Consider the following 26,464-nt stretch of genomic DNA (forward strand, 5'->3'; position numbering starts at 1 on the left):
TTATCCAATCTTCTTGAGTTGCGTATTAAATAGCAGGCCGCGTTGCACATAGTTCACGGCGTTGCCTTGTAGCCTGGTGATATCGTCTGCCGTCAGGGCCCGCACGGCTTTTGCCGGTGAGCCGAGGATCAGCATATTGTCGGGAAATTCCTTGCCTTCCGTGACCAGGGCGCCCGCGCCGACCAGGCAGTTTTTGCCGATCTTCGCGCCATTCAGGATCACGGCCTGGATGCCGATCAGGGCGCCATCGCCAATCGTGCAGCCATGCAACATTGCCTGGTGGCCGATGGTGACGTTCTGGCCGATGTCCAGCGGGTAGCCCGGGTCCGTGTGCAGCACGGCGCCTTCCTGCACATTGCTGTTGGCGCCCACGGTGATGCGTTCGTTGTCGCCGCGAATCGTGGCGCCGAACCATACGGAGGTATTCGCTTCCAGGGTCACCTTGCCGATCACGTTGGCCGTGTCGGCAACAAAAGCGGAAGCGTCAATCTGTGGCGCATCGGCGCCCAATTGGTAGAGTGTCATCGTTAGCCTGTGGCGGTGGTGGAAGCGCCGGGCAGGGCCGGACGCTGAATTTTTACTGTGCTGCGTACGCTATTTTACGCTGTTGCAGGACAAGTCCTGGCGCATGGCGCTAATCCGGTATAATAATCGAACGGTCGTACTTTTATGTCCGCACTATCTACAGACACAGCATGTGGCGCCATCCGCGCCACTTTCAAGGCAGGCATTCGATGAAACCCATGAAACTTTCCCGTTCCGAATTCATCAACATCCGCGGCGCCCGCACGCATGTGCGCCACTGGGGCCGTGCAGGGGCGCCCATCCTGTTCATGGTGCATGGCTGGATGGACGTGGCCGCCTCGTTCCAGTTCGTCGTCGACGAGTTAGCTGGCGACTGGCACGTGATCGCGCCCGACTGGCGCGGCTTTGGCCTCAGCGACTACACGCAGTCGGACACCTACTGGTTCCCCGACTACTTGGCCGACCTGGACGCCATGCTGCAGCATTACTCGCCGGACGCACCCGTCAACTTGCTCGGTCACAGCATGGGCGCCAACGTGGCCGGCCTGTACGCGGGCGTGCGGCCTGAGCGCATCAGCCGTTTCATCAACCTGGAAGGCTTCGGCATGATGGCGACCAAGCCGGAGCAGGCGCCGGGCCGCTACGCCAAGTGGCTAGCCGAATTGCGCGAGCCGCCCGTCATGCGCAGCTATCCTTCGCAGCGCGCCGTGGCCGAGCGCCTGCAAAAGACCAATCCGCGCCTGCCGGATGACCGCGCGGCGTTTTTGGCCGAACACTGGTCGGCGCAGAACGAGGCGGGCGAGTGGGACATCATGGGCGACCCGCGGCACAAGAGGGTCAATCCCATCCTGTACCAGGTGGAAGAAGTGATGGCGTGCTGGCGCCGCATCACGGCGCCCGTGCTGTGGGTGGAGGCGATTGAAACGAATATGTGGCAATGGATGGGACCTAAGGAAGAGGCAAGGATTGAAATCGACCGGCGTTTGGCCTGCATCAAGGATGTGCGCTGCGAGATGATGCTGGACGCGGGCCACATGCTGCACCATGACCAGCCGGCGGAGCTGGCGCGCCTGGTGGAAGCATTTTTGGCCTGATGTGTGTCGGGAACGCTGCAGCGCTATTTGACAAGCAGCGTACAATGAAAACTTCTTCCATGCTGAGCCCGTGCAGGGTATTGTTTTCACATGCTTAAAGTCGACCTGCATTGTCATTCGAATATTTCCGACGGCGTCCTCGCGCCTGCCGCCGTGGCTGCGTACGCTCGCCGCGCTGGCGTCGACGTATGGGCGCTGACGGACCACGATGAAGTGTCCGGCGTCGCCGCCGCGCGCGCGGCCGCGCTGGACCTGGGCATGCGTTTCGTGGCCGGTGTGGAAATATCCATCACCTGGGCCGGCCAGACCGTGCACATCGTGGGCTTGCAAGTCGATGAAAACCATCCGGGCCTCGTGCAAGGTTTGCACCAGACACGCTCGGGGCGCGACGCGCGCGGCCGCGAAATCGCCCGCCAGCTGGACCTGGCTGGTATCCCCGACGCCTATGAAGGGGCCTTGAAATTTGTCGGCAACCCGGACCTGATGTCGCGCACGCACTTTGCCCGTTACATCGTGGAAACAGGGAAATGCGCGAATATCCCTGACGTATTCAAGAAATACCTGTCGGAAGGCAAGCCTGGTTACGTCGAGCATCGCTGGGCGACGCTGGCCGAAGCGGTGGGCTGGATACGCGGCGCGGGCGGCGTGGCCGTCATCGCCCATCCGGGCCGCTACCGCTTCAGCGACATGGCGCAAGGCGTGCTGTTCGATGAATTCAAGCAACTCGGCGGCGTGGCCATCGAAGTCGTCACGGGCAGCCACAGTCCGGACCAGTATCCGCAATACGCGCAGCTGGCCAACGCTTACGGCTTCCTCGCCTCGCGCGGCACGGATTTCCATGCGCCGGGCGAGTCGCGCGTGGATTTTGCCAAGCTGCCGCCCTTACCAGCCAACGTAACCCCGATCTGGCACGACTGGTTTTAATGCCGTCGAAAATCTACTGCGCGGCGCGACTTGCGGCCTGCGATGCTCACTGTGCTAAAGCACAGCTCCGCTTCTCGGCCACAATTCACATCCGCTCGCGACGATTTTCTTAGGCATTAAGTGCAGGATGTGCGCGGGCTTGAAATTCGTCACTGCATGCTTATCTTTTAGCTATTACTTTCTTTCTGGAGCCATCGCCCATGAAACGTATCGTCCTTTTTATCGCCACCAATCTGGCCGTGATGCTGGTGCTGTCCCTCGTCCTCAGCTTTCTGGGCGTGGGCAATCCGGCGCGCGGCAGCACATTGAACCTGAGCAGCCTGCTGGTGTTTTCGCTGGTGGTGGGCTTCACGGGCTCGATCTTTTCGCTGTTGATCAGCAAACCCATGGCTAAGTGGAGCACGGGCGCGCGCGTCATCGACAACCCGACCTCGTCGACCGAGTTGTGGCTGGTCAATACGGTGCGCGCCCTGTCCGAGCGTGCCGGCATCGGCATGCCGGAAGTGGCCGTGTATGAAGGCGACGCGAATGCGTTTGCCACGGGTGCCTTCAAGAATTCGGCGCTGGTGGCCGTCTCGACCGGCTTGCTGCAAAGCATGAACCGCGATGAAGTCGAAGCTGTGCTGGGTCACGAGATCGCCCACGTCGCGAATGGCGACATGGTGACGCTCACCCTGATCCAGGGTGTGGTGAATACCTTCGTCGTCTTCATGGCCCGCGTTGTTGGTTTCTTTGTCGACAATGTACTGCTGAAAAATAACAACCGCGAAGGCGGCGGGCGGGGCATCGGCTATTTCGTCACCGTGATGGTGTGCGAAGTGATCTTCGGCTTGCTCGCTTCCATCATCGTGGCCTGGTTCTCGCGCCAGCGCGAATTCCGCGCCGACGCCGGTTCCGCCAAGCTCCTGGGCAGCCCGACGCCGATGATGCATGCGCTGGCCCGCCTGGGTGGCGTGCCGCCGGGCGAGTTGCCGCAATCGATGCAGGCGCTGGGCATCAGCGGCGGCAATGGCGGCTGGGGCGCGCTGTTTGCCACCCATCCGCCGCTCGAACAACGCATCGCCGCGCTGCGCGGCGTACAATAATGCTAACTTAACAAGCTGGTTCGCCAGAACGCTTACACATGAGTCAATTTTTTCATATTCACCCCGACAATCCGCAATTGCGCCTGATCAAGCAGGCGGCGCAGATCATCCAGTCCGGCGGCGTGGTGGCCTTGCCCACCGATTCCTGCTACGCGCTGGTGTGCCAGCTCGACGACAAGGGCGCCGTCGAGCGCCTGCGCCGCATCCGTGGCGTGGATGAAAAGCACCATTTAACCTTGCTGTGCCGCGACTTGAGCGAGCTGGGCGTGTACGCCAGGGTCGACAACCGCCAGTTCCGCCTGCTCAAGGCGGGCACGCCGGGCGCCTACACCTTCATCCTGGAGGCGACCAAGGAAGTGCCGCGCCGCCTCAGCCATCCTTCGCGCAAGACCATCGGCTTGCGCGTGCCGCAGCACCGCATCGTGCAATGCCTGCTGGAAGAGCTGGGTCAGCCGCTGCTGGGCGCGACATTGACCCTGCCCGGCGACGAAGACAGCCTGACGGATGCCGACACCATCCGCGAGCGCCTGGAAAAACTGGTCGACCTGATCGTCGATGGCGGCGTCTGTGCGCATGGTCCCAGCACCGTGATCGACCTGACGGGGCCGGAGCCGGAAGTGGTGCGCGTGGGACGCGGCGACCCGGCCGTGCTGGGCTTGTAGGCGTTCTGGCGCCGATCTTCACCTGTTCTTAATGACAGCATAAGAAAGGCCCCAGGGTGCCTCTGGTAGAATCGCGGTCATGAGCGATTTCAATACGATAGTCCAGACCGTTGCGGTGTACCTGGTGCCGGTGCTGTTTGCCATTTCCCTGCATGAAGCGGCGCACGGCTACGCCGCCCGTTATTTCGGCGACCCCACGGCCTCGAACGAGGGCCGGCTGAGCCTTAATCCCATCCGGCATATCGATCCTTTCGGCACGATATTGCTGCCTTTGATACTGTATTTCACGATCCAGGTGCCGTTTGGCTATGCCAAGCCGGTGCCCGTCGACTTCAGCCGCCTGCGCAATCCGAAGAAGCAGATGGCCTGGGTGGCGTTTGCCGGGCCTGGCGCCAATTTCGTCATGGGCCTGGGCTGGATGATCGCCTTTGTCGTGCTCAGCGTGTTGCCACCGACGGAAATGGGCATGTTTTTCCGCAAGATGGCAGGCGCCGGTGTCAGCGTGAATGCGGCCATGTTCGTCTTTAACCTGATTCCCCTGCCACCCCTCGATGGCGGACGCATCATGACGGGCTTGCTGCCGATGCAGCTGGCGCGTCCTTACGCCAGCATCGAGCGCTACAGCCTGTATGTCTTCGGTGCTCTGGTGCTGCTGATGTACACGGGCATCTTGAACCGCGCCTTGCTGGCGGCGATTGAATTTGTCATCGGCATTTTTGTCACCCTGGTCACGCCCCTGACGGCGCTATTGGCTTGATGTCCGCAACTGGATGGACGCAAATAATTGATGGAAGTACCGATGCAAGTCACTGAACCAAGAATAGAAACCGAAGCGATTTCCGGCTGGCTGCGCCGCTGGGCGCCCCTGATCCCGGGCGGCGAAGTGCTGGACCTGGCCTGCGGCGCAGGCCGCCACGCGCGCCACCTGGTCAGCCTGGGCCACCCCGTGATCGCACTCGACCATGATCCGGAAATGCTGGAAAAGGCGGCCGGCACGGGCATCACCACCTCGCTGGTGGATCTGGAAGCGCCGGGCGCCGTGTGGCCCTTCGCTCCCGGCCGCTTTGCCGGCATCGTCGTCACCAATTATCTGCACCGGCCTTTGCTCGAAGCGATGGTGGCCAGCCTGGCGCCCGATGGCGTGCTGCTGTATGAAACGTTTGCCGAGGGTAACGAGCAGTTCGGCAAGCCGTCGAATCCGAAATTCCTGCTGAAGGAAGGCGAAATGCTGAGCTGGGCGGTGCAGCACGGCTTGCGTGTGGTAGCGTATGAGGACGGGCGCGTGGAACAGCCAAAAGCTGCTCTGGTGCAACGAATTTGTGCCGTCAGGCCGGATTTTCCACGGTTGGCAGCCCTGCTGCCGACGTTTTGAGCGGCCATACTATGTCAGAATGCACCACAGGCGCGGGCTATCCGCTACAATCGTTGTTTTATTTATCGGCGCTATAAACTTACTATGATCAAGGGCAGCATTGTAGCAATCGTCACCCCGATGCACGCAGACGGCAGTCTGGATTTTCCAGGTCTGCGCAAGCTGATCGACTGGCATATCGCCGAGGGTACGGACGGCATCGTCATCGTTGGCACGACGGGCGAATCGGCAACAGTCAGCGTGGAAGAGCACTGCGAACTGATCAAGTTGACCGTCGAACATGCCAAGGGACGCATTCCTATCATCGCCGGCGCCGGAGGCAACTCCACGGCCGAGGCCATCAAACTGACGCGCTACGCGAAAGAAGCGGGCGCCGATGCTGTCTTGCAAGTAGTGCCGTACTACAATCGTCCTACCCAGGAAGGCATGTACCAGCACTTCAAGGCCATCGCCGAAGCCGTCGATATCCCCGTCATCCTGTACAACGTGCCTGGCCGCACGGTTGCCGACATGAGCAACGAGACCATCGTGCGCCTGTCCGCCATTCCGAATATCGTTGGCGTGAAAGACGCGACCGGCAATATCGGCCGCGGCATCGACCTGCTGCGCTTGGTTCCAGCGGACTTTGCCGTGTACTCTGGCGATGATCCGACGGCCATGGCGCTGATGTTCTGCGGCGGCCACGGCAACATTTCCGTGACGGCCAACGTGGCGCCGCGCGCCATGCACGAACTGTGCGTCGCGGCCATGGCGGGCGAGCGTGCCACGGCGATTGCCATCAATAACAAAGTTTTTCCTCTGCACCAGAAATTGTTTGTCGAGCCCAACCCAGTGCCCGTCAAATGGGCGCTGGCCGAAATGGGCCTGATGCCAGCCGGCATACGCTTGCCACTGGTGCCGCTGGCTGAGAATTGCCATGCCACCGTGCGCGATGCCTTGCGCGACGCTGGCATCCTGTCTTAAGCCGAACTTCAAGCCCGGACTTGACCAGTCCGGACCTTCCCTGATTCCAGCTGCTACTTAGCTTCTTATCCAGTTACGACATGACTAATTGCAAGAAAACCAAATTGGCGCCTGCCACCATCGCCGTCCGCGGCATCGTCATCGGCGCCGTCGCAGCCAGCCTCGCGGGCTGCGGCATGATCAGTTCGGTAGTCGGCGGCGACAAGGTCGACTACAAGTCGGTCAAGAAAGCCGGCACTCTGGACGTGCCGCCTGACCTGACGCAATTGCAGCAGGATAACCGTTATTCCCTGCCGGATTCGAAAAACGGCGTGGCCACGGCTTCCGGCTACAACGCGCAGCGCAACGCCACGGCCGGCACGCCCGTCGTCGTGGGCGCCGACGGCGTGGTGGGCGTCGTGCCTGTCACGGCAGGCGGCGTGAAGGTCGAGCGCGCGGGCAATCAGCGCTGGCTGGTCGTCAAGCTGTCGCCTGAAGTGCTGTGGCCGCAGCTCAAGCAGTTCTGGGAAGATTCGGGCTTTACCATCGCCATCGACCAGCCCACGGCTGGCATCATGGAAACCGAGTGGAATGAAAACCGCGCCAAGTTGCCGCAAGACTTTATCCGCAACACCATCGGCAAGGCTTTCGATTCGATGTACTCGACCGGTGAAAAAGACAAGTTCCGCACCCGCGTGGAGCGCCTGGCCGATGGCTCGACCGAGATCTACATCAGCCACCGTGGCGTGGAAGAGGTTGTTACTGGCCGCGACAAGGAAAGCACCACCTGGACCGCGCGTCCCAACGATCCTGGTCTGGAAGCGCAATTCCTGGCCAAGCTGATGACGCGCCTGGGCGCGGCCGGCGACGAAGCGCAGGCGAAGACAGCCGTCGATGCCGCCATCGTGCAGCCGCTGCACGCCAAGCTGGTCGGTGACGCCGCCACGCCGGCGCGCGCAATCGAAGTCGATGAAGGCTTCGATCGCGCCTGGCGCCGTGTCGGCCTGGCGCTGGACCGCGTGGGCTTCACCGTGGAAGACCGCGACCGTACGCAAGGCACGTATTTTGTGCGTTACGTCGATCCGGATGCGGTCAAGAAAGATGGTTTCTTCTCGAAACTGTTTAGCTGGGGCTCGTCGTCCGACAAGGACAAGGGAGCGCAGCGCTACCGCGTCCTGGTCAAGGCCGGCAATGGCTCGAGCAGCCTGGTCAGCATCCTCAGCAACGAAGGCCAGCCCGATGTCTCGCCAGTGGCCGAGAAGATCCTGGGTTTGCTGAACGAGCAGCTGAAGTAAGTGATACATTCGCGGCAGGCATCAGAATCTGCCGCGCAATAAGAAAGGCTGGCCCGGGAAACCGGACCAGCCTTTTTTAATGTGTTTGCGTCCGGCGCTTTATCCTGCGGATAAAACGCCGGACGCAAAAAAGCCGGCCCGAGGGCCGGCTTTCTTTAGTGCAGGGTGCTAAATTACTTAGCAGCCGATGCAGCAGCCGAAGCAGCCGAAGCAGCGTCGGTAGCGGCCGAAGCGGCAGCCGAAGCAGCAGCAGCAGCGTCGGTAGCGGCCGAAGCAGCAGCGTCAGCAGCAGCAGCTGGAGCAGCTTCAACTACTGGTGCTGGTGCTGGGGTTTCAACTACTGGTGCTGGTGCAGGAGCTTCTTCTTTTTTGCTGCAAGCAGCCAGAGCAACAACCATCAGGGAGGCGATCAGCAGGGATTTTTTCATTTGTTTTCCTTAATTATTTCAAAAAATAAATCAATATTGTTGCGATGAATAATTACCGGTAATTATCGCTCGTTAGGTCGTCTTCGAAGGCTTTTCGTACCAGGTGGTGCCTGCCAGACAACGGAAACTTCCTAACCAAATATTATAGCGATTTTTGGTGCGTCGCAATAGGAGCAAGAGGCAAATTCGCAACTATTTTGTGATATCGCAATATTTGCCGAAGCAAATTGCAAGCAAGTGTAAGCGATTTGCGAAAGCGCGACAAAACGATATAAAAATAATATGGTTTATTGCGCTAGCGCAGATGCAGATATTCCCCCTGCTGGCATACCATTTTTGCTACGCTGCACCCATTCAAGCCAGTTCGATCCAGCCATCCTGATACCAGGTATACAAGGCATCCATCACGTCATCGGAAGCCTGAGCCACGGCCGCGCCATCGAGGGCGCGTTCGTTGGCCAGGGTTTCCAGGGCCGTTTTATCGGCCTTGCCAATGGCAAACGATTCGCCATTGATGAAGACATTCTTGCCACGATACAGCATCAGGGTCTTGCGCGACAACACGACGCCCTTTTTCTGTGCGGCGTCCGCGAAGCGGCCCACCGTCAGCGGCTTGGACAGCGGCGTGAAAAACACATTGTGCTTCGGTTCCGACAGGTGTTCGCCCAGGAAGATGGTCACGTCTTCTTCCGTGAAGCGCACCTTGTTCATTTCTTCCGTGATGGTGCTGAGCATTTCACGGGGGATTTCCGCCGGCTTGCCCGACGCTTTCAAGTCGGGATCGCTGTAGATGCCTGGCAAGTCGATCGAGTCGGCCATGAATTGCAGGAAAGCTTCGCCCAGTTCCTGGAACGTTGGCGAGCGGAAACCGATCGAATACGTCTGGCAATCGCCGATGGCCACGCCGTCGTGCGCGTAGTGGGGCGGCAGATACAGCATGTCGCCCGGTTCCAGGGTGAATTCTTCGTCGGGCGTGAAGTTGCTGAGGATTTTCAGCGGCAAGCCGTCGATCAGGCTCAGGTCCTTCTGCGCGCCGATGCGCCAGTGGCGCTTGCCCTGGCCTTGCAGCAGGAACACGTCGTAGGAATCGAAATGCGGGCCAACGCCGCCGCCATCGGTGGCGAAGCTGACCATCAGGTCGTCCAGGCGCGCGTCCGGCAGGAAGCGGAACTGGCGCAGCAGGGCATCGGCCTTGGCGCTGTGCAGGTTGGCGCCCTGCACCAGCAGGGTCCATTCCTTCTGTTTCAGCGAGGGCAGGCTGGTCAGCGGACCTTGCTGCATGTTCCAGTGGCCATCGGCATGGCTGACCAGGCGCGATTCGACGTGGTCGAGGGTGGCTAGCTCGGCCAGGGCCTTGAAATCGAACAGCGCCTTGAAGCCCGGTACGGCTTGACGGATCAACAAGGGTTTTTTATGCCAGTAATCGCGCAGGAATTGCGCCGGCGTGATATCGCCGAGGAGAGTTAATTTTTTCATGCGCCCATTATAACAACCGGAAATGCAGGAATGCGCCTGCCGTTGGCGGCGTGAAGGTATAATTTGCCAGCTTATACAATGAAAGGAAGCATAATGAAGATTGCCAAAAATACGGTCGTGACTGTCAACTACAAACTGTCAGACGCGCAAGACAATCTGATCGAAGACGGCCGTCAGCCGATGGTCTACCTGCACGGTGATTATGAAAACACCCTGCCGAAGATCGAAGAAGAACTCGACGGCAAGGAAGTTGGCTACTCCAACACGATCCAGATCGAACCGGATGATGCTTTCGGTGAATACGATCCAGCCCTGGTGAAGGTCGAGCCGCGCAATCGCCTGCCTGAGCCGCTGGAAGTGGGCATGCAGTTCGAAGGCATGCCGGAAAGCGATTCGCCGGACGAAGAAGCGATGATCTTCACGGTCACCGATATCGCCGACGACAAGGTCGTGCTGGACGGTAATCATCCACTGGCTGGCATCGCGCTGCGCTTCTCGCTGACCGTCGCTGACGTACGCGAAGCCACCGACGAAGAAATCGCCCATGGCCACGTGCATGGCGCACACGGCCATGACCATGGCGATGATGAAGATGAAGGCGACGAAGGCGATCACTTCCGCACCCACCCTATCCACTAACACCTGACCAAACCTACTGCGCGGCGCGCTTTGCGGCCGGCGATGCTCACCGTACTAGAGTACGGTTGCGCTTCTCGGCCACAAATCACTGCCGCTCGCTACGGTTTTGTCAGGCGTCGTGACGTCTGTAGTTGGATAGATAAAGGCTGACTTTGCGTCGGCCTTTATCTATTGCGGCGCACGTTTATCGGCGCACAGTCGACGCCTTGGCTCTTGCTTGCGCCGATGGCCTGACGGCACGTTGACGCACCTCAAAGAACGGTGTCTTGCCTGGCCGTACGGCGATGGCGGACCAGTCGTTGTCGATGCTGACGTGGCCCAGGTTGCCTTTCCAGCTGATTTTTGGCCCGCCTGCCCTGGTTGCGGCTTTTTTACTTTTCCCCTCCTTGCCATCCGCATCGCCAGCGCGCTGCGTATCGACCAATAACACCTTGCCGCTGAATTTTTTCGCCAGGGTGCGGATCTGCTTGCGCGGTCCGGCAAAGCCGTCCTGTTTCGAACTGAAGCTGGGTAGCAGCGAATTGTCGTCTTCATCGAGCACGCCCACGTCGCCATCGGAAAACAGCACGATACCGTCGAGTTTCTTGCGCTGCGCCATGGCGAACAGACGCTGCAGCCAGGAGCGATTGGCGACCAGGCGGTCTTCGAATTCGCTGTTGCGTCCCGCTTCCGGCAGGAAATGGTTGTTATTCGCGGGCAGGTTGACGGTAGCAAACAGCACGCCACCGTATTCCCAGTGGGCATTCTCCGCATAGCTGCGGAATTTTGCCGTCGATGACAGCCGCGACAGGGTCAGCTTGCGCTGGCCCAGGCTCTGGTCGTCGGCAAAATACACGTCGCGCAAGCGGTTCAGGCGCTCGATGGCGTTGACCCTGCCGCGCGAATTGCGGCAGTTGGCCCAGTCGCTGGCCGACAGCGAGACGATCAGGGGCGGGCCGCTGGCGTCCAGCACGTCCTTGCGCTGGCTGTACAGCTTGTCGCTGCACGATTCGCTGGCGGCCTTGATGCCGGTGGCCACCACGAAGGAGGCATTGAAGGCGCTGGTGTCGGCGATGGCTTTTTTCAGGGGGCCATCGTCAGGCCCCGCGTTGAAGGAATGGCCCAGCACGGCAAACTCGAAGCCGGCCTGCTCGCCCGGGGCGGCCAGCGCCGCTTGCCATGGCAGGCTGGCGGCCAGCAGGCCGGCGGCCAGCAAGCGTAGGGCGCTGCGCCGGAGGGTCATGCGGCGGCCAGCCGTTTCAACTGATACAACTGTTCCAGCGCATCGCGCGGTGTGAGCGCGTCGGGATCGAGGTCGGCGATGGCGTCGAGCAAGGCTTGCTGCGCCGCGTTCAGTGCGGCCAGCGGCGCTGCCGCTTCCTCTTCTTCCTCCTGCGCATACGGATCGGCGGAGGGCAGCGCGAACAGGTCGCGCTGCGGCGTGGCGTCGAGCGCCTGCGCTTCCAGGCGCGCCAGGTGCTTGCGCGCGGCCTTGATCACGGGCTGCGGCACGCCGGCCAGTTGCGCCACCTGCAAGCCGTAACTTTGCGAAGCGGGACCGGCCTGCACGGCGTGCAGGAAGACGATGCTGTCCTTGTGCTCGACGGCGGACAGATGCACGTTGGCGGCGCTAGGGTGGCTGTCCGGCAATTGCGTCAGCTCAAAGTAATGCGTGGCAAACAGGGTGAAACTGCGGCTGCTGTCGATCAGATGGCGCGCGATGGCCCACGCCAGGGCCAGGCCGTCGAAGGTCGAGGTGCCGCGGCCCACTTCATCCATCAGCACCAGCGAGTGCTCGGTGGCGCCGTTGAGGATCGCTGCCGATTCCGTCATTTCCACCATGAAGGTCGAGCGCCCGCCCGCCAGGTCGTCGGTGGCGCCGATGCGCGTGAAGATGCGGTCGATGGGGCCGATGGTGGCGGAGGCTGCCGGAACGTAGCTGCCCACGTAGGCCAGCAGGGTGATCAGGGCCACCTGGCGCATGAAGGTCGATTTACCGCCCATGTTCGGGCCGGTAATCAGCAGCAAGCGGCGTTCGTTGACGAAGCGGCAATCGTTGGCGATGAAGCGTTCGATCTGCTTTTCCACCACCGGGTGGCGGCCTTCGACGATGTTGATGCACGGCTCGTCGACCAGCTGCGGCGCGGCCCAGTTGTGCTGCTGCGCATGTTCCGTCAGCGCGTTCAGGGTGTCGAGCTGGGCCAGGCCCTGCGAGATGGTCTGCAAAGTCCCAATGTGCGGCGCCAGCTCGGCCAGCAGCAGGTCGTACAGCAGCTTTTCGCGCACCAGGGCCTTGTCTTGCGCCGACAGGGCCTTGTCTTCGAATACCTTGAGTTCGGGCGTGATGTAGCGCTCGGCGTTTTTCAGGGTCTGGCGGCGGCGGTAGTCGTCCGGCACCTTGTCCGTCTGGCCGTGCGTAACTTCAATATAGAAGCCGTGCACCTTGTTGTATTCGACGCGCAGATTGGCGATGCCCGTGCGCGCCCGTTCGCGCGTTTCCAGGTCGAGCAGGAACTGGCCCGCGTTTTCCGACAGCGCGCGCAATTCGTCCAGTTCGGCGTCGAAGCCGGTGGCAAACACGCCGCCGTCGCGCACCATGGCGGCCGGCTCCTGCGCCACGGCGCGCACCAGCAAGTCCAGGCAGGCCGTCGGCGTCGCCAGCGCCGCGTGGATGGCGGCCAGCAAACCGCTTTCGCCGCCCTGGCCAGGTCCATAACAACGCACGACATCGCCGCGCAGGGCCGGCAGTTGCAGCAAGCCGTCGCGCAGGGCGGCCAGGTCGCGCGGACGCGCCGACAGCAACGCGATGCGCGTGGTGATGCGTTCGATATCGGGCACTTGCGCAAGCGTGGCGGCCAAGGGCCCCGCCGCTTCGCTTTGCGCCAGCGCGGCAATCGCTTCATGGCGCGCGCGCGCCACGTTCTGGTCGCGCCGCGCATGGTGCAGCCAGTGGCGCAGCATGCGCGAACCCATGGCCGTGCGGCAATGATCCAGCAAAGAGAACAGCGTAGGCGACTCCTGGCCGCGGATGGTTTCCGTCAATTCCAGGTTGCGGCGCGTAGCCGCGTCCAGGCCGATGAATTCGCTTTCCGTTTCTGTCGTCAAAGAGCGCACGTGCTGCAAGCCGCGACCCTGCGTCGACTGCGCATAGCGCAGCAGCGCGCCGGCCGCGCCGAACGCGGCGCCGAGGCCGTCTGCGCCAAAACCGGTCAGGGTCGCCACGCCCAGCTGGTCGAGCAGGGCCTTGTGGCCGCCCACCACGTCGAAATGCCAGTCCGGCACGCGGTTGATGTGCGTGCCCGCATAGTCGTCAAACAGATTGCCATTGTCGCCGCTCAAGATTTCGGCAGGCACGATGCGTTCCAGTTCCTGCTGCAATCGCGCCGCCACGGTGCCGCTGTCGCCGGAAAACTCCATCAGTTTCAAGGCGCCGCTGGCCAGCGACAGCCAGGCCAGGCCCGTCGTCACCGTCTTGCGCTGCGTGATGCTGCACATGGCCAGCAGCGGGCGCTCGGCCTTCTCTGGCAGCAAGTCCGCATCCGTCAGCGTGCCAGGCGTGACCACGCGCATGACCTTGCGTTCCACCGGCCCCTTGCTGGTGGCCGGATCGCCGATCTGTTCGCAAATGGCCACCGACTCGCCCAGCTTGACCAGCTTGGCCAGATAGCCATCGAGCGAGTGAAACGGCACGCCGCACATCTTGATGGGATTGCCACTGGCCACGCCGCGCGCCGTCAGGGTAATGCCCAGCAGGCGCGAGGCTTTTTCCGCATCCTCGAAAAACAGCTCGTAGAAATCGCCCATGCGGTAAAACACCAACATCGTCGGATGGTTCTCCTTGATGCCTAAATATTGCTGCATCATGGGAGTAAGCTTTTCAGCCGAATTTTTCTTTGCCGCGGCGGCGTTGATTTCTTTTGGGACGGTGGTCATGTGTTCTTTGTCGTTGGTCCGGCGGCAGGAAAATGCGTGCCTGCCGGGCTGTGGGTGGTGCTGTGTGCGTTCAAGGCCGCGCTGTTAGGCGATGCTTGAGTCCAAGGCCGTCATTTTACCGCTTTCGGCAGGCGGGGCGGCGTATTGCGTGCGGGTGTGAAAAAGCCGCGCCGGTGGGGGCGCGGCTTGGGTTACTTACCGGCGGCAGGTAATGGCAAGCTAGCTCTCGCCAGAACGCCGTACTGGCCAGGTATGTCGTCATGAACTCACGCTATCGATATAAATGCCGATGAAAGCCGAATGACGAATCGAGTCGTGCCTTGGATGTAAGGAAAGGCAATATTAGCCGTAGGTCGACGTTCCGCCAACTGAGCTTTCCGGATCGAAAGAGAAGACGCGCAATTCTGGCTGCACATCTTCACCGCGCATGATGCGCACGGTCATGACGAAAGACAATTCCCAACGGCCAGCAGCATAGCCTACGTCCAGGTTGTGTTTCCATTCCTGGCGGATGCGGTGCAGCGGAGCTTGATCTGGTTCACCCAACAGCTGTTGGATCTCGAAGTCCAACGGTAAATGGTAAGTAGCGCCCACGGCTTGCAAGAACGGCGATGGCGGCGAATAAATCGTGGGTACTTTGGGGCCAATCTGCGTCAATTGCGGTACGGTGATGATGCAGCAATCAACGATCTGGAACGACGTGAAACCGCTTTCCTTGGAGCCGCAGCAAGTGACATCCAAGTATACATGCTGGCCTTTCTGGAAGTGCACACCGCCCATGTAGGGCCCATGGCGGGGATCGGCCGTACCGTCACAGGAAGTGAAATTATAGTCGAGCTGATTGGTAATCTGGTCTGCATCAAAATGTACGGATAACTTCATCCAAGGGCTGACAGGCGTCATGTCTTAAGGTCTCTTTTCAAGTGGATAATAAATTGCTGATAGCGAGCATCTCGTTTGAGGTTCAATAAATCGGGCGCGGACTCGATCAGGTTGATAGGGTAGCCGAGCTTGCTCGCTTCTAGTAATGCCGCCAAGGCTGCGTCGCGGTTTCCCGTTAACTCATATGTCAGGGCCGCTCTAAATTGTAGGTCGGATAGTTTTGGGGCGATGCCAAGGGCCTTTTCTATCCTCATCGTTGCCGCTTTTTTTTCACCTACATAAGCGAGGTACATTGCCATGCGTGAATTGAGGGTGGCGTCTTCCGGCATGAGGGCCAAGAGTGGGGTCAGCAATTCAATGGCCCGCCGGTACGAGCGCTGCGACGCTGCGGCCTGCGCTGGTATCCAGCGTTGTGCATCTGCAAGATTCGCCCATAGCTGATAGGTTCCCGGATTACCCTTGGCCGAACCAACCGATTTCTCAAATGCCTGCACTGCACCTAAATAATCGCCTTTGGCGAATAGTGACGTGCCTAGATTTGTGTACAACTCCCAATGCGGCTGGAATTGCAGGCCCTGTTGAAGCACGCGTAACGCTTCGTCATTGCGATCTTGACGCAGCAGTACGGCATTTAGATAGGCATATCCGTTCACCGATTGCGGATCAAGTTCAATGCTTTTTCGATATGCCTTTTCTGCACCTGCATAATCGGCCTGCTTATACATCATGATTCCCTGCATGATAGGAAAAAGTCGCTCTTTGGGATGCAGGGTTATTGCGCTATCGAGTAATTTTTTTGCCAGTTCAAATTTTTGTGTAAAGACCAGTGACCTTGCTTTTCCGTATAGGCCCAGTACGTTTTGCGGATCCAGATTCAATGCCTTGGACACTGCAATTTGAGCATCTTCCTGTTTTCCTTGGAACTCCAGGACCCAGGAATGTGCCACATGGGCGAGCGCTAATTGATTATCCAATGCTATTGCCTGTTGGGCGCTGGCGTCCGCACGCTTCAGCCAGACCATATCGCGGCCATTGCCTATATAGCGCAGGGCGTATGCCAATGACAGCCCGGCTGACGCTGCCGCATTGGATGCATTGTGTTGCAATACTGTACTGAAATGTTTGATCGCCTGTTCCTGGCTGCTATCTCGATCAAACACCCGCAACGCCTCCATCCCCGCCGCCATGCTGGCCATTTCCGAATACGGCGCAGGTGCCTTTTCACCCGTGATGAACGATTTGACGGCAGGAATGATATTGGGCAGCTGCCATCCCACCAGCACCGCCAGCAGCGCCACGCCCGCGCCCCACTGCAGGGTGCGCTTGCGCGGCAGGGGCAGGCGGATGGAGACGGTGGCGGGCGGTTCTTCCTTCGCAGGCGTCTCTTCAGCAAGGGGCATGCTCAAGGTGAGCGGTTCGCCGCGCTGCATCCCCATCGCCTCGCGCACGTCGCGCATGGTGCGTGGCCGTTCGGCTGGGTCGTGCGCCGTCATCGCGCGCACGAGGGCGTTGATGGTGGGCGGCACGGAGTCGGGCAGGTCGGGCCACGGCTCCGTCGCCTGCATGTGGGCGGCGGCCAGGGCCAGGCCGTTCAGGTGGGCGAAGTGGCGCTGGCCGGCCAGCATTTCGTACAGCATGGCGCCCAAGGCATACACGTCGCCGCGCGTGTCGGGCAGGCGGCCCATCAGGCGCTCGGGCGCCATGTAGGCGATGGTGCCCTGCAAGTCGCACAGGGTGGTCGTTTGCGTCGCTTGCGGGTCGATGTGGCGCGCCAGGCCGAAGTCGAGGATGCGCACCTTGCCATCCGCCTCCAGCATCAGGTTCGACGGTTTCAGGTCGCCGTGCACGAGGTCCATGGCGTGCGCCTCGTCCATGGCGTCGGCGATCTGGTAGGCGATGTCGAGCGCGGCTTGCAGGTCGGCCTTGCCGCTGTGCATGAACTGGCCCAGGGTCTGGCCTTCGACCAGTTCCATGACGATGGACTGGCTCGTGCCCTGGCCCTCGATGGCGAAGATGCGCACGAAGGCGGCATGCTTGAGCGAGGCGGCCAGGCGCGCTTCATTGATGAGTTTTTCCGGATGCAGCACGTCGGCTTGCGGTTTCAGCCGCTTCAGCGCCACGCTACGGCACAGCTTGGCATCCCAGGCTTCGAATACATGGCCGAAACCGCCTTCGCCCAGCAAGCGGCGCACTTCGTAGTGCCCGCTGATAGTGTCGTCTTGCGACGGGGTCTGACGCAGGGGGTCGAGCAGTTCCATATACCTTGGCTTCAGAGTGCATCAGCGTGGGCATCCAGCATCGGGAGGCTCAATGCGATGGCTGCATGCTCAAGATGATTGATTTTGAGTAACTTCCTGATTTAAAACTATTGTTTAGAATAAGTCAATTAATATTGGCAAGGAGTGAACAAAAGTTGCTGTGCCAGCGCCGGAATAACATTTCTTGCCGACGCATGCGCGCAATATTGTTCAAACTCACATTCCTCTTTCCCGCTTCCTCAATAATGCAGACGGGGCTGTACTGGCACGTGCCGGTCAGGAGAAGGGGGCGGGCATGGATGAGTTGCTACAATATTACGAGCGCGAACTGGGCGCCTTGCATGCGCACAATCAGGCGTTTGCCCGGCGCTATCCGGCCATCGCCGGCGCGCTGGGCATCCTGGGCGGCGACATGGGCGACCCGCACCTGGCGCGCATGTTGCAGGCCTTTGCCATGTTCAATGCGCGTACGGCCAAGCGGCTTGCCGATGGCTTTGGCACCTTCAGCGAAACCTTGCTGGAAGTGAACTTTCCTCATTATTTGCGCCCGTTTCCTGCCTGCGCCATTGCCCGCATCGATAACGACCTTGCGGCGGTGAGCGAACTGGCCGTGATCCCGCGCGGCACGCTCATGCATGCTGCGGAACATCAGGGCGTTGCCTGCAAGTTCACCACCGCCTACGATGTCGTTGTGGCGCCGCTGCGTCTGTCCGAGGTGCGTTTCCAGTCCATCGTGGCGGCGCCGCCAGCAGTGCGCCTGCCAGCGGATATGGGGGCGGCGATCAGCATCACGCTCGAAGCGACGGGCGCCACGTCCACTCTGGACAGGCTCGCGCTGCCGGCGCTGCGCCTGTTCCTCGACGGCGAGCCTTCCTTTTGCGCCACCTTGCGCGACAGCCTGTTCCTGCGTGCGCATTGTGCCTATGTGGAAGTCGACGGCGTCTGGCAGGCGCTGGACGCAGTGCCCTTGCATCCGGTCGGCTTTGCCGCCGAGGATGCCTTGATGCCGGCCATGGCTGCCTCGCATCCCGCTTACCGCCTGCTGGGTGAATGGTTTGCCTTTCCGGACAAATTCAATTTCCTCGACCTGGACCTGGCCGCGCTGCAGCAGCGCCTGCCCCCAGCCTGCCGGCGCTGCACCATACACCTGCTGCTGGCCGACCTGCAGGCCGATGCAGATATCGCGCGCATCCTGCGGACCCTGTCCGCAAGGCATCTGCTGACGGGATGCACTCCCGTCGTCAACCTGTTCCGCCAGGCGGCCAATCCCATTCGCCTGACGCACGCGAGCGCCGAGCATGTGCTGCTGCCATCGGTGCGGCAGGCGCATTGCTACGATATTTACAAGGTCGATAGCGTGCATGTCCTCAGTGAAACGGAGAGCGGTGGCACAATCGATCCGTTTCACCCTTTCTATTCGATGCGCCATGGCGAAGCGGGCGGGCGCCAGGGGCGCTACTGGGTGATGCGGCGCGACGAAGACATGGCGCTGAGCAATCCTGGTTACGACATGCGTATCGCCTTTGTTGATGGCGCCATGCAGCCGCTGCGCGACGCGACGCAAACGGTCTCCATCATGCTGACCTGCAGCAACCGCGATTTGCCAAGTCGTTTGGTGTTCGGCAGTGCCGCGGGTGATTTGCGCCATGACGGTGTGGCCAGCGCCTTGCCGGTACGCCTGCTGCGCAAACCCGGCGCGCCGTGCCGTTTCCCTGCGGGTGCGGCGTCGCATAGGCGCTTGATCGCGCAATTGTCCTTGAACCATCAGTCGCTGAATGAACAGGGCTTGCCGCTCTTTAAGCAAATACTCGAGTTGTACAACTTGCCCGGTTCGGCCAGTGCCGCGCGCCAGATCGCGGGCTTGACGGGACTGCGCCAGCGCGCCGCAAGTACCTGGCTGCACGATGAGGCGGGCGGCAGCCTGGTCTTCGGCATCGACGTCCTGTTGTCCGTCGACGAAGAAGCCTTTGTCGGCAGCGGTTTGCATGCCTTTGCCCAGGTGATCGAACGCTTTCTCGGGCTGTATGTGCACCTGGCCTCGTTTACCCGCCTGATCGTCTTGTCGCAAAAGACTGGAAAGGAGTTGCTGTGCTGTCTGCCACGCAATGGAAACCAGACGCTGGTGTAGTCGCGCGCCTGCTGGCCGATCCGTCCGGCACAGGCTTCTTTCAGGCGGTGCGCCTGCTGTCTGCCTGGCTGATGCAGCAGGGCATTTCGCAGGAGCAGGTGTTTGAGGATTGCCTGCGCCTGCATGGCAGCGCGTCGCTGTCATTTGCGCCGGGCGAAATCGAACAGCTGTGGCTGGAGCAGGAAGCAGATGGCGAGACGCAGGTGCATGTGCAGGCGGCCATGCTGGGTTTTTTAGGCGTGCATGGCAACTTGCCGCTGCATTACACGGAAACGCTCGCCCGCCACGAGCGGCAGACGGGCGATGGCGGCCCCCGTGCCTGGCTCGACACCTTGTCGCACCGCGCGCTGGTCCTGTTTTATCAGGCCTGGGCCCGCTACCGCATCGAATGCCAGCAGGATGCCGACGGCGGCGATTTCCTGCCCTTGCAACTGGCCCTGGCGGGCGCCTGGCCTGCCGAGGCGGCCCAGCTGACGGATGGCTTGCCAGCGCATGTGCTGGCCCATTATGCGGCCTTGCTGCGGCACCGGCCCGTGGCGGCCGACGTGATGCAGGCGCTGCTGGCCGAATATTTCGGCGTACCCGTGCGCTTGCAGCGTTTTGTGGGCGCCTGGTTCCGGCGCGCGCCGCAGGAGCGTACCTTGCTGGCCACCGCGCATGCCGGGCTGGGGCAAGGTGCCATGCTGGGCGAGCGCTGCCGGCGCGCCGACTTGCGCGTGCGCCTGGTGCTGGGGCCGCTGGCGCGCCGTGTCTATGAGGATTTCTTGCCCGGCCGGCCAGGCGCGCTGGCCCTGCGTCAGATGTTGGGCCTGTTTGGCTTGCCTGGCATGAGTTTTGAAATACGCCTGGTGCTGCGCCGGGAAGATGTGCGCACCTGCGTCCTGGGCATGGGCGCCTGCCTGGCGGAGGATGCCTTTTTGGCCGACAAGCTGCCAACCCGTGAGCGTGACGACATGCATTACGACATTCGATTCGATGGTTCCGCCTGAGACCGTCTTATTGATGGACCCCGCTGATTGTTGGAAGGAAGAAAACCATGGAAGACTTCGCGCAATGGCTGGCCGTGGACAAGGCCTTGACCGCCGACAAGCGTGCTCTGCGGCTGCGCCTCGCTTACCCGGAGGGCATCAATGAGGATGTCTTGCTACCGCAGCGCATCAGCGGCAGCGAGGCCATCTGCGGCGGGATTGAGTACCGCATCCTGTGCGTGGCCACCGAGGCGCAGCTGCCGCTGAAACAGTTCATCGCCGTGCCGGCCGAATTGCAGATCGTTACCGACCAGGGGCAGCTGCGCAGGGTCTGCGGCATCGTCGCCGAAGCGAGCGCCGGGCAAAGCGACGGCGGCCTGGCGACCTATCAGCTGGTGCTGCGTGACGGCCTGGCGTTGCTGGAAAAGCGCATCAACACGCGGGTGTTTCGCAATAAAAATGAATTGCAGATCGTGCAGCTGCTGTTTGACGAGTGGCGGCAGGGCAATAGCGTACTCGCCGCCAGCCTGGATCTCGCCATCGATGCGGCGCTGGCGGCGCGCAGCTTGCCCGTGCGCGAATGCACCATGCAGCACAATGAATCCGATGCCGCCTTTATCCGCCGCCTGCTCAGGCGCCGCGGCATCGCCTGGTGTTTCCAGACGGGAGCGCCGTCCAGTCCGAACGCCACCTCCACGCCCGTGCATGCCCTGCTGCTGTTCGACGACGCCAGCCGCCTGGCGCAAAACGCGGCCGGCACGGTACGCTATCACCGCGATGACGCCACCGAGGAAAGGGATACCGTGACGGCCTGGAGCGCCGTGCGCCGCTTGCAATCGGGAAAGTCCGAACGTTACAGCTGGGACGATGGTCACCCGCACAGCCCGCAGTTCATGGCCACGCAGTCGCACGGCGGCGTGGATCAGGGCGGCAATGGCAATCGCCTGGCAGCCAGTCTCGACGACTATATCGTGGAGCCGCCGCTGGCCGCTGCTAGCCACGACGAATTGCGGCAACTGGGCCAGCTGGCGATGGCGCGCCACGACATGGACAGCAAGTGTTTCCAGGGCGAAGGCTGCGTGCGCGACTTTTGCGCGGGCCAGTGGTTCAGCCTGGAAGGGCATGCCGACATCGACAGCCACCCGGTGGCCGAGCGCAGTTTCGTCATCACGGCCTTGAGCGTTGCGGCCAGCAATAACTTGCCGACAGGCCTGGATGCCCGGGTCGGACGCCTGTTTGCGCAGAGCGGCTGGCAGTGCGATGCCGGCCTGGCGCAAGGCACGGGCGCCGATGGCCAGCCGGCCTTGCGCTACCGCAACCGTTTTACCTGCGTGCGGCGCGGCATCGCCATCGTGCCCGCTTTTGATCCGCGCAGCGATTTCCCCGCCGTTCGTTTGCAAAGCGCGCTGGTCGTCGGGCCTGCTGGCGAGGAAGTGCATTGCGATGCGCTGGGGCGTGTCAAGGTGCGCTTTGGCGCCACGCGCGCGCCGGACCACGCGCATGCCAACGCTTCCGGCGCCTCCGATACGGAGCGCGATTCGGCCTGGGTGCGCGTGGCATCGAGCTGGACCGGCAATGGGCCGGGCAGCGGCAAACAATGCGGCACGGTGAGCTTGCCACGCATCGGCGCGGAAGTGCTGATCGATTTTCTCGGCGGCGACCCGGACCGGCCCATCATCGTCGGTCAGCTGTACAACGCCGTGGGCGCGCCGCCGGGCTTGAGCGCGCGCGGCGCCTTGCCCGGCAACCGTTATCTGTCCGGCATGCGCAGCCGCGAAGTGCGGGGCGGGCGCGGCAACCAGCTGTGCTTTGACGACACGCCGTCGCAAATCAGCGCGCAACTGGCCAGCGATCAGGCGGCCACGCAATTGAACCTCGGCTATCTGACCGAGCCGCGCAGCGACGGGGCAGGTCTGCAGCGCGGCGACGGCTTTGAATTGCGCAGCGACGCCAGCGGCAGCGTGCGCACGGCCCGCTCGCTGTTGATTTCGGCCTGGAAACAGTTGGGCGCCAGCGGCAAGCAGCTCGACGGCAGCGAGCATGCCGCCGTGATGAAAGAATGCCTGGAATTGTTTAGCTCCCTGGGCGAGTTTGCCGCCCAGCACCAGGCGCTGGCGCTGGACGCGGCCGGCAGCAAGGCGCTGGGAGCGGCGATTGCCGCCGACCAGCCCGCCGTCAGCATCACGGCGCCCGAGGGCGTGGCGCTGAGTACCCCTAAAACCATCAGCGGCAACGCGGGCGCGAATATCGACCTGGTGGCCCAGCAGCATCTGCAACTGAGCGCGGCCCAGCGCTGTAACGTCAACGCGGGCAAGGGCATTTCCCTGTTCGCGCACCAGGACGGCATCGTGCAGGTGGCCCATTTCGGCAAGTTCTTGCTGCAAAGCCAGCACGATCTTCTGCAGGCGGACGCCGCCAAGGAGATCCGCCTGACAGCGGGCACGCGCCTGGTCGGCGTGGCGCAGGACGAGATCACCTTCATGACGGCGGGCGGCGCCTACCTGAAACTGTCGGGCGGCGCGGTGGAACTGGGCGGGCCGGGCGCGCTGACGGTCAAAACCGATGGCCATCACTGGAACGGCCCTGCCAGCATGAAGGCGGCACTGCCCACCTTCGGCGAAGGCGAACTGGGTCGCGTGCCGCGCCTGCTGCGTCCCACCGATGGCTTGCCCGTCGAAGGCGTGGAAGTGCACATCGAGCGCGAAGGCGACGTCCCCATGATGGGCGTCAGCGGCGCCGATGGGCGCGGGCCGAAGGTGGAAACCGATCACCTGCAGCGGCTGAAGGGATTTTTCTTCCGCCGCCGTTCCTGAACCCCGACATTGGAGACCACACCATGCAGTTTGATCCCCACCCGCCGCTGTGCGACGACCCTGACATCGATATCCTCGGTCAGTTTTCCTGCAGCGCCAATTTTCAGAGCAGCGACCGGGACACGCTGCAGCAGTTGCCGCTGCCCGGCATCGTGATCTTCGTGCACGGCGTCAATTCCGATGGCGAGTGGTACGCGGCAGCCGAAGAGGGACTGTGCAACGGCCTCAACGAGCGCCTCAAGCGTTCCTGCCATCACCTGCAGCACCGTGGCGTGGAGGGCGGCGAACTGAAGGCGGTCAATTATGGCGCCGAGATCACGGCCGAAGGCTTTCTCCATCCAGAAATGTCGGCCGACACCTTGATCCGCGATGCCGGCACTTTTTCTCCCGTGATCCGTTTTCGCTGGGGCTACAAGGCTTCCGGCGAGGAACTGCAAAAATACGGCAAGGGCATCTACCTGAACGAACAGGATTACTGGGGCGGCGGGCCGTTTGCCAATGGCTGCAGCGCGCTGGCCGACTTGTGGAAGGACGGGCTGAGCGAGGATTTATTCTTGTGGAACACCATCCAGCACATGAATCCTTTCCCGGAACGGCAAGTGTATAGCTGCCCGCCGCGAGCGTATTTCGTGCTGGCCGCCTATCGTCTGGCCCGGCTGGTCGAAGCCATCCGCCAGCAGCAGGCCGATGTGCCCGTCACCATCGTGTGCCACAGCCAGGGCACGATGGTGGCGATGGCGGCCGCCTTTCTGGGCGCAAAGCTGCCCAAGGTAAAGGGCAGCTTTCCTTGCGTGGCCGACAACTATGTCATTTGCAATTCGCCGTACAGCCTGGCGAAACGCAATAGCGCCGAGAACTGGGTGGCCAGCAATCTACGCGCGGCGGACGGCAGCACGGGCAGGGTGACGGTGCAGGCGCGCATAGCCACCTTGAAAAACTTCTTTGCCATCATCGGCCAGCGCGCCAGCCTGGGCGAGGCGCAGACAGACGGGGAAATCGACCGCTGCATGGCCAACGCGCAGCACGGTTTTTCCGCCGCCGCGGACCGCGAGCAATACGGGATTGCCGGCGCCGCGCGCGGCGGCAAGAAATCATCGTATGGCAGGGTGACCATCTATTGCAATCCGCACGACGTGGTGGTGTCGTCCGTCGCCATCGAGGGCATCGGCTGGCGCGGCCTGTCCGGCTCGCTGGCCAAGGACAGCAAGGACGGCGGCGAACTGGCGGCCACCGAGGCCGCAGGCGTGTGCGTGCAGCGCGTGTTTGCCCAGGGGTTTGAGGTGGGCAAGCAGGGCAGCTATCACTACTGGAGCGATCACTGGCGCAAGCCTGCGCCGGGCGGCAAGGACTTCTGGTTTCCGGCGCAAAAATATGCGTCGTATTCCATCAAACAGGGCGTCGAGGCCAGCCAGGGCGCCTTTTCCACCATCCTGACGGTGGGATTGGCACCTTTGTTTATCGTGGCAACAGGCCTGGCCCGCAGCCCCTGCAATGCCTCGCCCCACAAAGACTGGAAAATCGAACTGAGCGCGCCCGACTTGCTGCCGCCCTTCAAGCCGCAGTCCTTGCGCTTTGGCCAGACAAGCGAGGAATTCGACGAGGGCTACGAGCCACCCGGCGAATCGCGCCAGGCGGGCAAGCAGCGCGCTGCCGGCGACGATTACCTTGCCGATCATGCCATCCCGCCCGGTGGCCTGCAGGGGCAGGCGGCGAAAAGCGAAGCCAAACGCATGGACAGCGCCAGGGGCACGGCCGATGACGAGGCGCGCCTGCGATTCGAGCAGCGCGCGGTGATACGCGCGCAGGCCGTACGGGAAGGGAAGAGTCCCGCAGGTCAAAAAGTCCAGCAGGAAATGCCCAACGCCACGCCCGACGCCGAATACCAAGCATGGCGCAGCACGCGGATAGAGGAAATGATGTCCAGCCAGGCCGGAGCCTACGCCACCGACCATTCCACCATCTTGACCAACCCCATGCACGCGGAGCGGGCGCTCGCGTATGACGTGGCGGTGGGCGTGTGCCGCATCAAGCCGGACCAGCTGCGCAGGTTGCGGGTGGCGGCGGATTGGCGGTTGTTGAGAGCGCTAAATAATACTGAATCCGCTAAATTGTTCGAAGAATATTTTAATGATGGGAAATTGCATGGTTTGACCATCACTCAATGGTCTCAGCAGACTGGTGGAGAAGGTAATCTTCCTGTATCCATAGTTGACGTGAGAGAGAACCCTGCGCTTGATTCTCGTCCTAATTCCGGTGAGCGAGCATTTTCATGAAGGGAAACTAAATTTTATATAAATGCATAAATATTAAATAACTATTTTATCTTGTTGGAGATCATGTCATGGCTAGGCCTATATTGTTATCTATACTAGGTGCATTTCTGATTGTTTTAGTTTTGTCAGCATGCGCCCGTTTACGTACATCGAAAAATATAGTGACTCCTGTCGTTCCTATTAATAGATCTTTAGCGCAGCGACCATTTCTAGCTCAGGTTGTCGGGTTGCAATGGTTAAACCCTTTACACCGTAGAGACTATCCAACTGAGTGGCAGCTACTTTGGACCCTCGGCCTGGCGCGACCGAATCCGAACGATGACATGTTAAAAGAGAAACCTGAAAAATACTCTAAGTTGCAAAGTATTGCCTCCATTGCCGTAGGCAATGAAGGCACCGAAACTTTCGATGGATACCATGAAAAATACATTAATGAATTAATGAACTTGTACCATGACGTGTATTACTCTGATCCAGAATATTTTTACAATGTTCATTCAGCCGAGGACAAGTCACGCTGGCGAGAGTTGGCTGGTATCCATATCGAATATGCCCTGCCAGAAGGTAAGCTCGATCCGGTAGAAACGATAGCATTTGTGCGCAAAAGAGTTGCAAGGACTTTTAGCATCGGCAACATCCACTCTCCCACCCTCTGGACCCGCTCCACCCCACCCGACGTCCGCATCACCACGGGCGGCCCCAACGCTGGTTTTACCTCCTTGGCCGCCGCGCTCGACTATCTGCAAAGCCACCCCAAGGAAACCGTTTGGGCCATGAACTGGGATGCG

20 protein-coding genes and 1 pseudogene are annotated in these 26,464 nt (G+C 61.2%); 14 read left to right on the plus strand and 7 right to left on the minus strand.

Annotation, left to right across the window (positions count from 1 at the left end; translation table 11 throughout):
- Positions 1-525 carry a gamma carbonic anhydrase family protein gene (locus tag ACQ4WS_RS19630; protein ID WP_436478742.1) on the minus strand — a complete coding sequence of 175 codons (525 nt, stop codon included), beginning with the start codon at positions 523-525 and terminating at the stop codon, positions 1-3.
- 218 nt (positions 526-743) lie between these two features.
- Between ACQ4WS_RS19630 and ACQ4WS_RS19635 the strand changes: the two genes are divergently transcribed.
- From ACQ4WS_RS19635 to bamC, 8 genes are all read left to right on the plus strand, one after another.
- On the plus strand, positions 744-1,619 hold the full coding sequence (locus ACQ4WS_RS19635; RefSeq protein WP_436478743.1) for an alpha/beta fold hydrolase: 876 nt from the start codon (positions 744-746) through the stop codon (positions 1,617-1,619).
- A gap of 90 nt (positions 1,620-1,709) precedes the next feature.
- Positions 1,710-2,543, plus strand: coding sequence for a 3',5'-nucleoside bisphosphate phosphatase (locus ACQ4WS_RS19640; RefSeq protein ID WP_436478744.1), 834 nt, complete (start codon positions 1,710-1,712; stop codon positions 2,541-2,543).
- Positions 2,544-2,743: 200 nt separating this feature from the next.
- On the plus strand, positions 2,744-3,628 hold the full coding sequence (gene htpX, locus ACQ4WS_RS19645) for a protease HtpX (RefSeq protein ID WP_436478745.1): 885 nt from the start codon (positions 2,744-2,746) through the stop codon (positions 3,626-3,628).
- Positions 3,629-3,666: 38 nt separating this feature from the next.
- On the plus strand, positions 3,667-4,290 hold the full coding sequence (locus tag ACQ4WS_RS19650) for an L-threonylcarbamoyladenylate synthase (RefSeq protein ID WP_436478746.1): 624 nt from the start codon (positions 3,667-3,669) through the stop codon (positions 4,288-4,290).
- Between the two features lie 79 nt (positions 4,291-4,369).
- Positions 4,370-5,047 carry a site-2 protease family protein gene (locus ACQ4WS_RS19655; protein ID WP_436478747.1) on the plus strand — a complete coding sequence of 226 codons (678 nt, stop codon included), beginning with the start codon at positions 4,370-4,372 and terminating at the stop codon, positions 5,045-5,047.
- Positions 5,048-5,089: 42 nt separating this feature from the next.
- Positions 5,090-5,662: a class I SAM-dependent methyltransferase gene (locus ACQ4WS_RS19660; protein WP_436478748.1), complete on the plus strand. Its 573-nt coding sequence runs from the start codon at positions 5,090-5,092 to the stop codon at positions 5,660-5,662.
- Between the two features lie 84 nt (positions 5,663-5,746).
- On the plus strand, positions 5,747-6,625 hold the full coding sequence (gene dapA, locus ACQ4WS_RS19665; RefSeq protein WP_436478749.1) for a 4-hydroxy-tetrahydrodipicolinate synthase: 879 nt from the start codon (positions 5,747-5,749) through the stop codon (positions 6,623-6,625).
- A gap of 80 nt (positions 6,626-6,705) precedes the next feature.
- On the plus strand, positions 6,706-7,899 hold the full coding sequence (gene bamC, locus ACQ4WS_RS19670; protein ID WP_436478750.1) for an NlpB/DapX family lipoprotein: 1,194 nt from the start codon (positions 6,706-6,708) through the stop codon (positions 7,897-7,899).
- Positions 7,900-8,072: 173 nt separating this feature from the next.
- On the opposite strand, the gene ACQ4WS_RS19675 is transcribed toward bamC, so the two are convergent.
- Positions 8,073-8,327 carry a flagellar basal body L-ring protein FlgH gene (locus ACQ4WS_RS19675; protein WP_043462404.1) on the minus strand — a complete coding sequence of 85 codons (255 nt, stop codon included), beginning with the start codon at positions 8,325-8,327 and terminating at the stop codon, positions 8,073-8,075.
- 354 nt (positions 8,328-8,681) lie between these two features.
- Positions 8,682-9,803, minus strand: coding sequence for a cupin domain-containing protein (locus tag ACQ4WS_RS19680; RefSeq protein ID WP_219114829.1), 1,122 nt, complete (start codon positions 9,801-9,803; stop codon positions 8,682-8,684).
- Between the two features lie 93 nt (positions 9,804-9,896).
- Between ACQ4WS_RS19680 and ACQ4WS_RS19685 the strand changes: the two genes are divergently transcribed.
- The gene (locus ACQ4WS_RS19685; RefSeq protein ID WP_133989882.1) at positions 9,897-10,442 is read left to right on the plus strand and encodes an FKBP-type peptidyl-prolyl cis-trans isomerase; all 546 of its coding nucleotides are present in this window, start codon (positions 9,897-9,899) and stop codon (positions 10,440-10,442) included.
- 184 nt (positions 10,443-10,626) lie between these two features.
- Here ACQ4WS_RS19685 and ACQ4WS_RS19690 read toward each other — a convergent pair whose 3' ends face one another.
- The 4 genes from ACQ4WS_RS19690 to ACQ4WS_RS19705 form a co-directional block, all read right to left on the minus strand.
- A complete protein-coding gene (locus tag ACQ4WS_RS19690) occupies positions 10,627-11,664 on the minus strand; it encodes a hypothetical protein (RefSeq protein ID WP_436478751.1) in 1,038 nt (345 codons plus the stop codon).
- Positions 11,661-14,354: a DNA mismatch repair protein MutS gene (mutS, locus tag ACQ4WS_RS19695; RefSeq protein WP_436478752.1), complete on the minus strand. Its 2,694-nt coding sequence runs from the start codon at positions 14,352-14,354 to the stop codon at positions 11,661-11,663. The genes ACQ4WS_RS19690 and mutS overlap by 4 nt, the downstream gene beginning before the upstream one ends.
- A 342-nt stretch (positions 14,355-14,696) precedes the next feature.
- A complete protein-coding gene (locus ACQ4WS_RS19700; protein ID WP_219114833.1) occupies positions 14,697-15,257 on the minus strand; it encodes a hypothetical protein in 561 nt (186 codons plus the stop codon).
- Entirely contained in the window at positions 15,254-17,494 is a 2,241-nt protein-coding gene (locus ACQ4WS_RS19705; RefSeq protein WP_436478753.1) for a serine/threonine protein kinase, read from the minus strand. The genes ACQ4WS_RS19700 and ACQ4WS_RS19705 overlap by 4 nt, the downstream gene beginning before the upstream one ends.
- A gap of 295 nt (positions 17,495-17,789) precedes the next feature.
- Between ACQ4WS_RS19705 and tssF the strand changes: the two genes are divergently transcribed.
- The 5 genes and pseudogenes from tssF to ACQ4WS_RS19730 all read left to right on the plus strand — a co-directional run.
- Positions 17,790-19,622, plus strand: coding sequence for a type VI secretion system baseplate subunit TssF (tssF, locus tag ACQ4WS_RS19710; RefSeq protein WP_436478754.1), 1,833 nt, complete (start codon positions 17,790-17,792; stop codon positions 19,620-19,622).
- Entirely contained in the window at positions 19,583-20,611 is a 1,029-nt protein-coding gene (gene tssG, locus ACQ4WS_RS19715) for a type VI secretion system baseplate subunit TssG (protein WP_436478755.1), read from the plus strand. The genes tssF and tssG overlap by 40 nt, the downstream gene beginning before the upstream one ends.
- Before the next feature lie 47 nt (positions 20,612-20,658).
- On the plus strand, positions 20,659-23,403 hold the full coding sequence (locus ACQ4WS_RS19720) for a type VI secretion system Vgr family protein (protein ID WP_436478756.1): 2,745 nt from the start codon (positions 20,659-20,661) through the stop codon (positions 23,401-23,403).
- Between the two features lie 23 nt (positions 23,404-23,426).
- The gene (locus ACQ4WS_RS19725; protein WP_436478757.1) at positions 23,427-25,676 is read left to right on the plus strand and encodes a T6SS effector phospholipase Tle3 domain-containing protein; all 2,250 of its coding nucleotides are present in this window, start codon (positions 23,427-23,429) and stop codon (positions 25,674-25,676) included.
- Between the two features lie 323 nt (positions 25,677-25,999).
- Positions 26,000-26,464 (plus strand): annotated as a pseudogene (locus tag ACQ4WS_RS19730) (virulence factor); the annotation flags it as partial.

The organism is Janthinobacterium leeuwenhoeki, assembly GCF_051380795.1.
Classification (GTDB): Bacteria; Pseudomonadota; Gammaproteobacteria; order Burkholderiales; family Burkholderiaceae_D; genus Janthinobacterium.

Bases quoted from the DNA above. Each gene is read 5' to 3' on its own strand.
- ACQ4WS_RS19630 (WP_436478742.1), bottom strand. From the start codon at position 525: ATGACACTCTACCAATTGGGCGCCGATGCGCCACAGATTGACGCTTCC.
- ACQ4WS_RS19635 (WP_436478743.1), top strand. From the start codon at position 744: ATGAAACTTTCCCGTTCCGAATTCATCAACATCCGCGGCGCCCGCACG.
- ACQ4WS_RS19640 (WP_436478744.1), top strand. From the start codon at position 1,710: ATGCTTAAAGTCGACCTGCATTGTCATTCGAATATTTCCGACGGCGTC.
- htpX (WP_436478745.1), top strand. From the start codon at position 2,744: ATGAAACGTATCGTCCTTTTTATCGCCACCAATCTGGCCGTGATGCTG.
- ACQ4WS_RS19650 (WP_436478746.1), top strand. From the start codon at position 3,667: ATGAGTCAATTTTTTCATATTCACCCCGACAATCCGCAATTGCGCCTG.
- ACQ4WS_RS19655 (WP_436478747.1), top strand. From the start codon at position 4,370: ATGAGCGATTTCAATACGATAGTCCAGACCGTTGCGGTGTACCTGGTG.
- ACQ4WS_RS19660 (WP_436478748.1), top strand. From the start codon at position 5,090: ATGCAAGTCACTGAACCAAGAATAGAAACCGAAGCGATTTCCGGCTGG.
- dapA (WP_436478749.1), top strand. From the start codon at position 5,747: ATGATCAAGGGCAGCATTGTAGCAATCGTCACCCCGATGCACGCAGAC.
- bamC (WP_436478750.1), top strand. From the start codon at position 6,706: ATGACTAATTGCAAGAAAACCAAATTGGCGCCTGCCACCATCGCCGTC.
- ACQ4WS_RS19675 (WP_043462404.1), bottom strand. From the start codon at position 8,327: ATGAAAAAATCCCTGCTGATCGCCTCCCTGATGGTTGTTGCTCTGGCT.
- ACQ4WS_RS19680 (WP_219114829.1), bottom strand. From the start codon at position 9,803: ATGAAAAAATTAACTCTCCTCGGCGATATCACGCCGGCGCAATTCCTG.
- ACQ4WS_RS19685 (WP_133989882.1), top strand. From the start codon at position 9,897: ATGAAGATTGCCAAAAATACGGTCGTGACTGTCAACTACAAACTGTCA.
- ACQ4WS_RS19690 (WP_436478751.1), bottom strand. From the start codon at position 11,664: ATGACCCTCCGGCGCAGCGCCCTACGCTTGCTGGCCGCCGGCCTGCTG.
- mutS (WP_436478752.1), bottom strand. From the start codon at position 14,354: ATGACCACCGTCCCAAAAGAAATCAACGCCGCCGCGGCAAAGAAAAAT.
- ACQ4WS_RS19700 (WP_219114833.1), bottom strand. From the start codon at position 15,257: ATGACGCCTGTCAGCCCTTGGATGAAGTTATCCGTACATTTTGATGCA.
- ACQ4WS_RS19705 (WP_436478753.1), bottom strand. From the start codon at position 17,494: ATGGAACTGCTCGACCCCCTGCGTCAGACCCCGTCGCAAGACGACACT.
- tssF (WP_436478754.1), top strand. From the start codon at position 17,790: ATGGATGAGTTGCTACAATATTACGAGCGCGAACTGGGCGCCTTGCAT.
- ACQ4WS_RS19720 (WP_436478756.1), top strand. From the start codon at position 20,659: ATGGAAGACTTCGCGCAATGGCTGGCCGTGGACAAGGCCTTGACCGCC.
- ACQ4WS_RS19725 (WP_436478757.1), top strand. From the start codon at position 23,427: ATGCAGTTTGATCCCCACCCGCCGCTGTGCGACGACCCTGACATCGAT.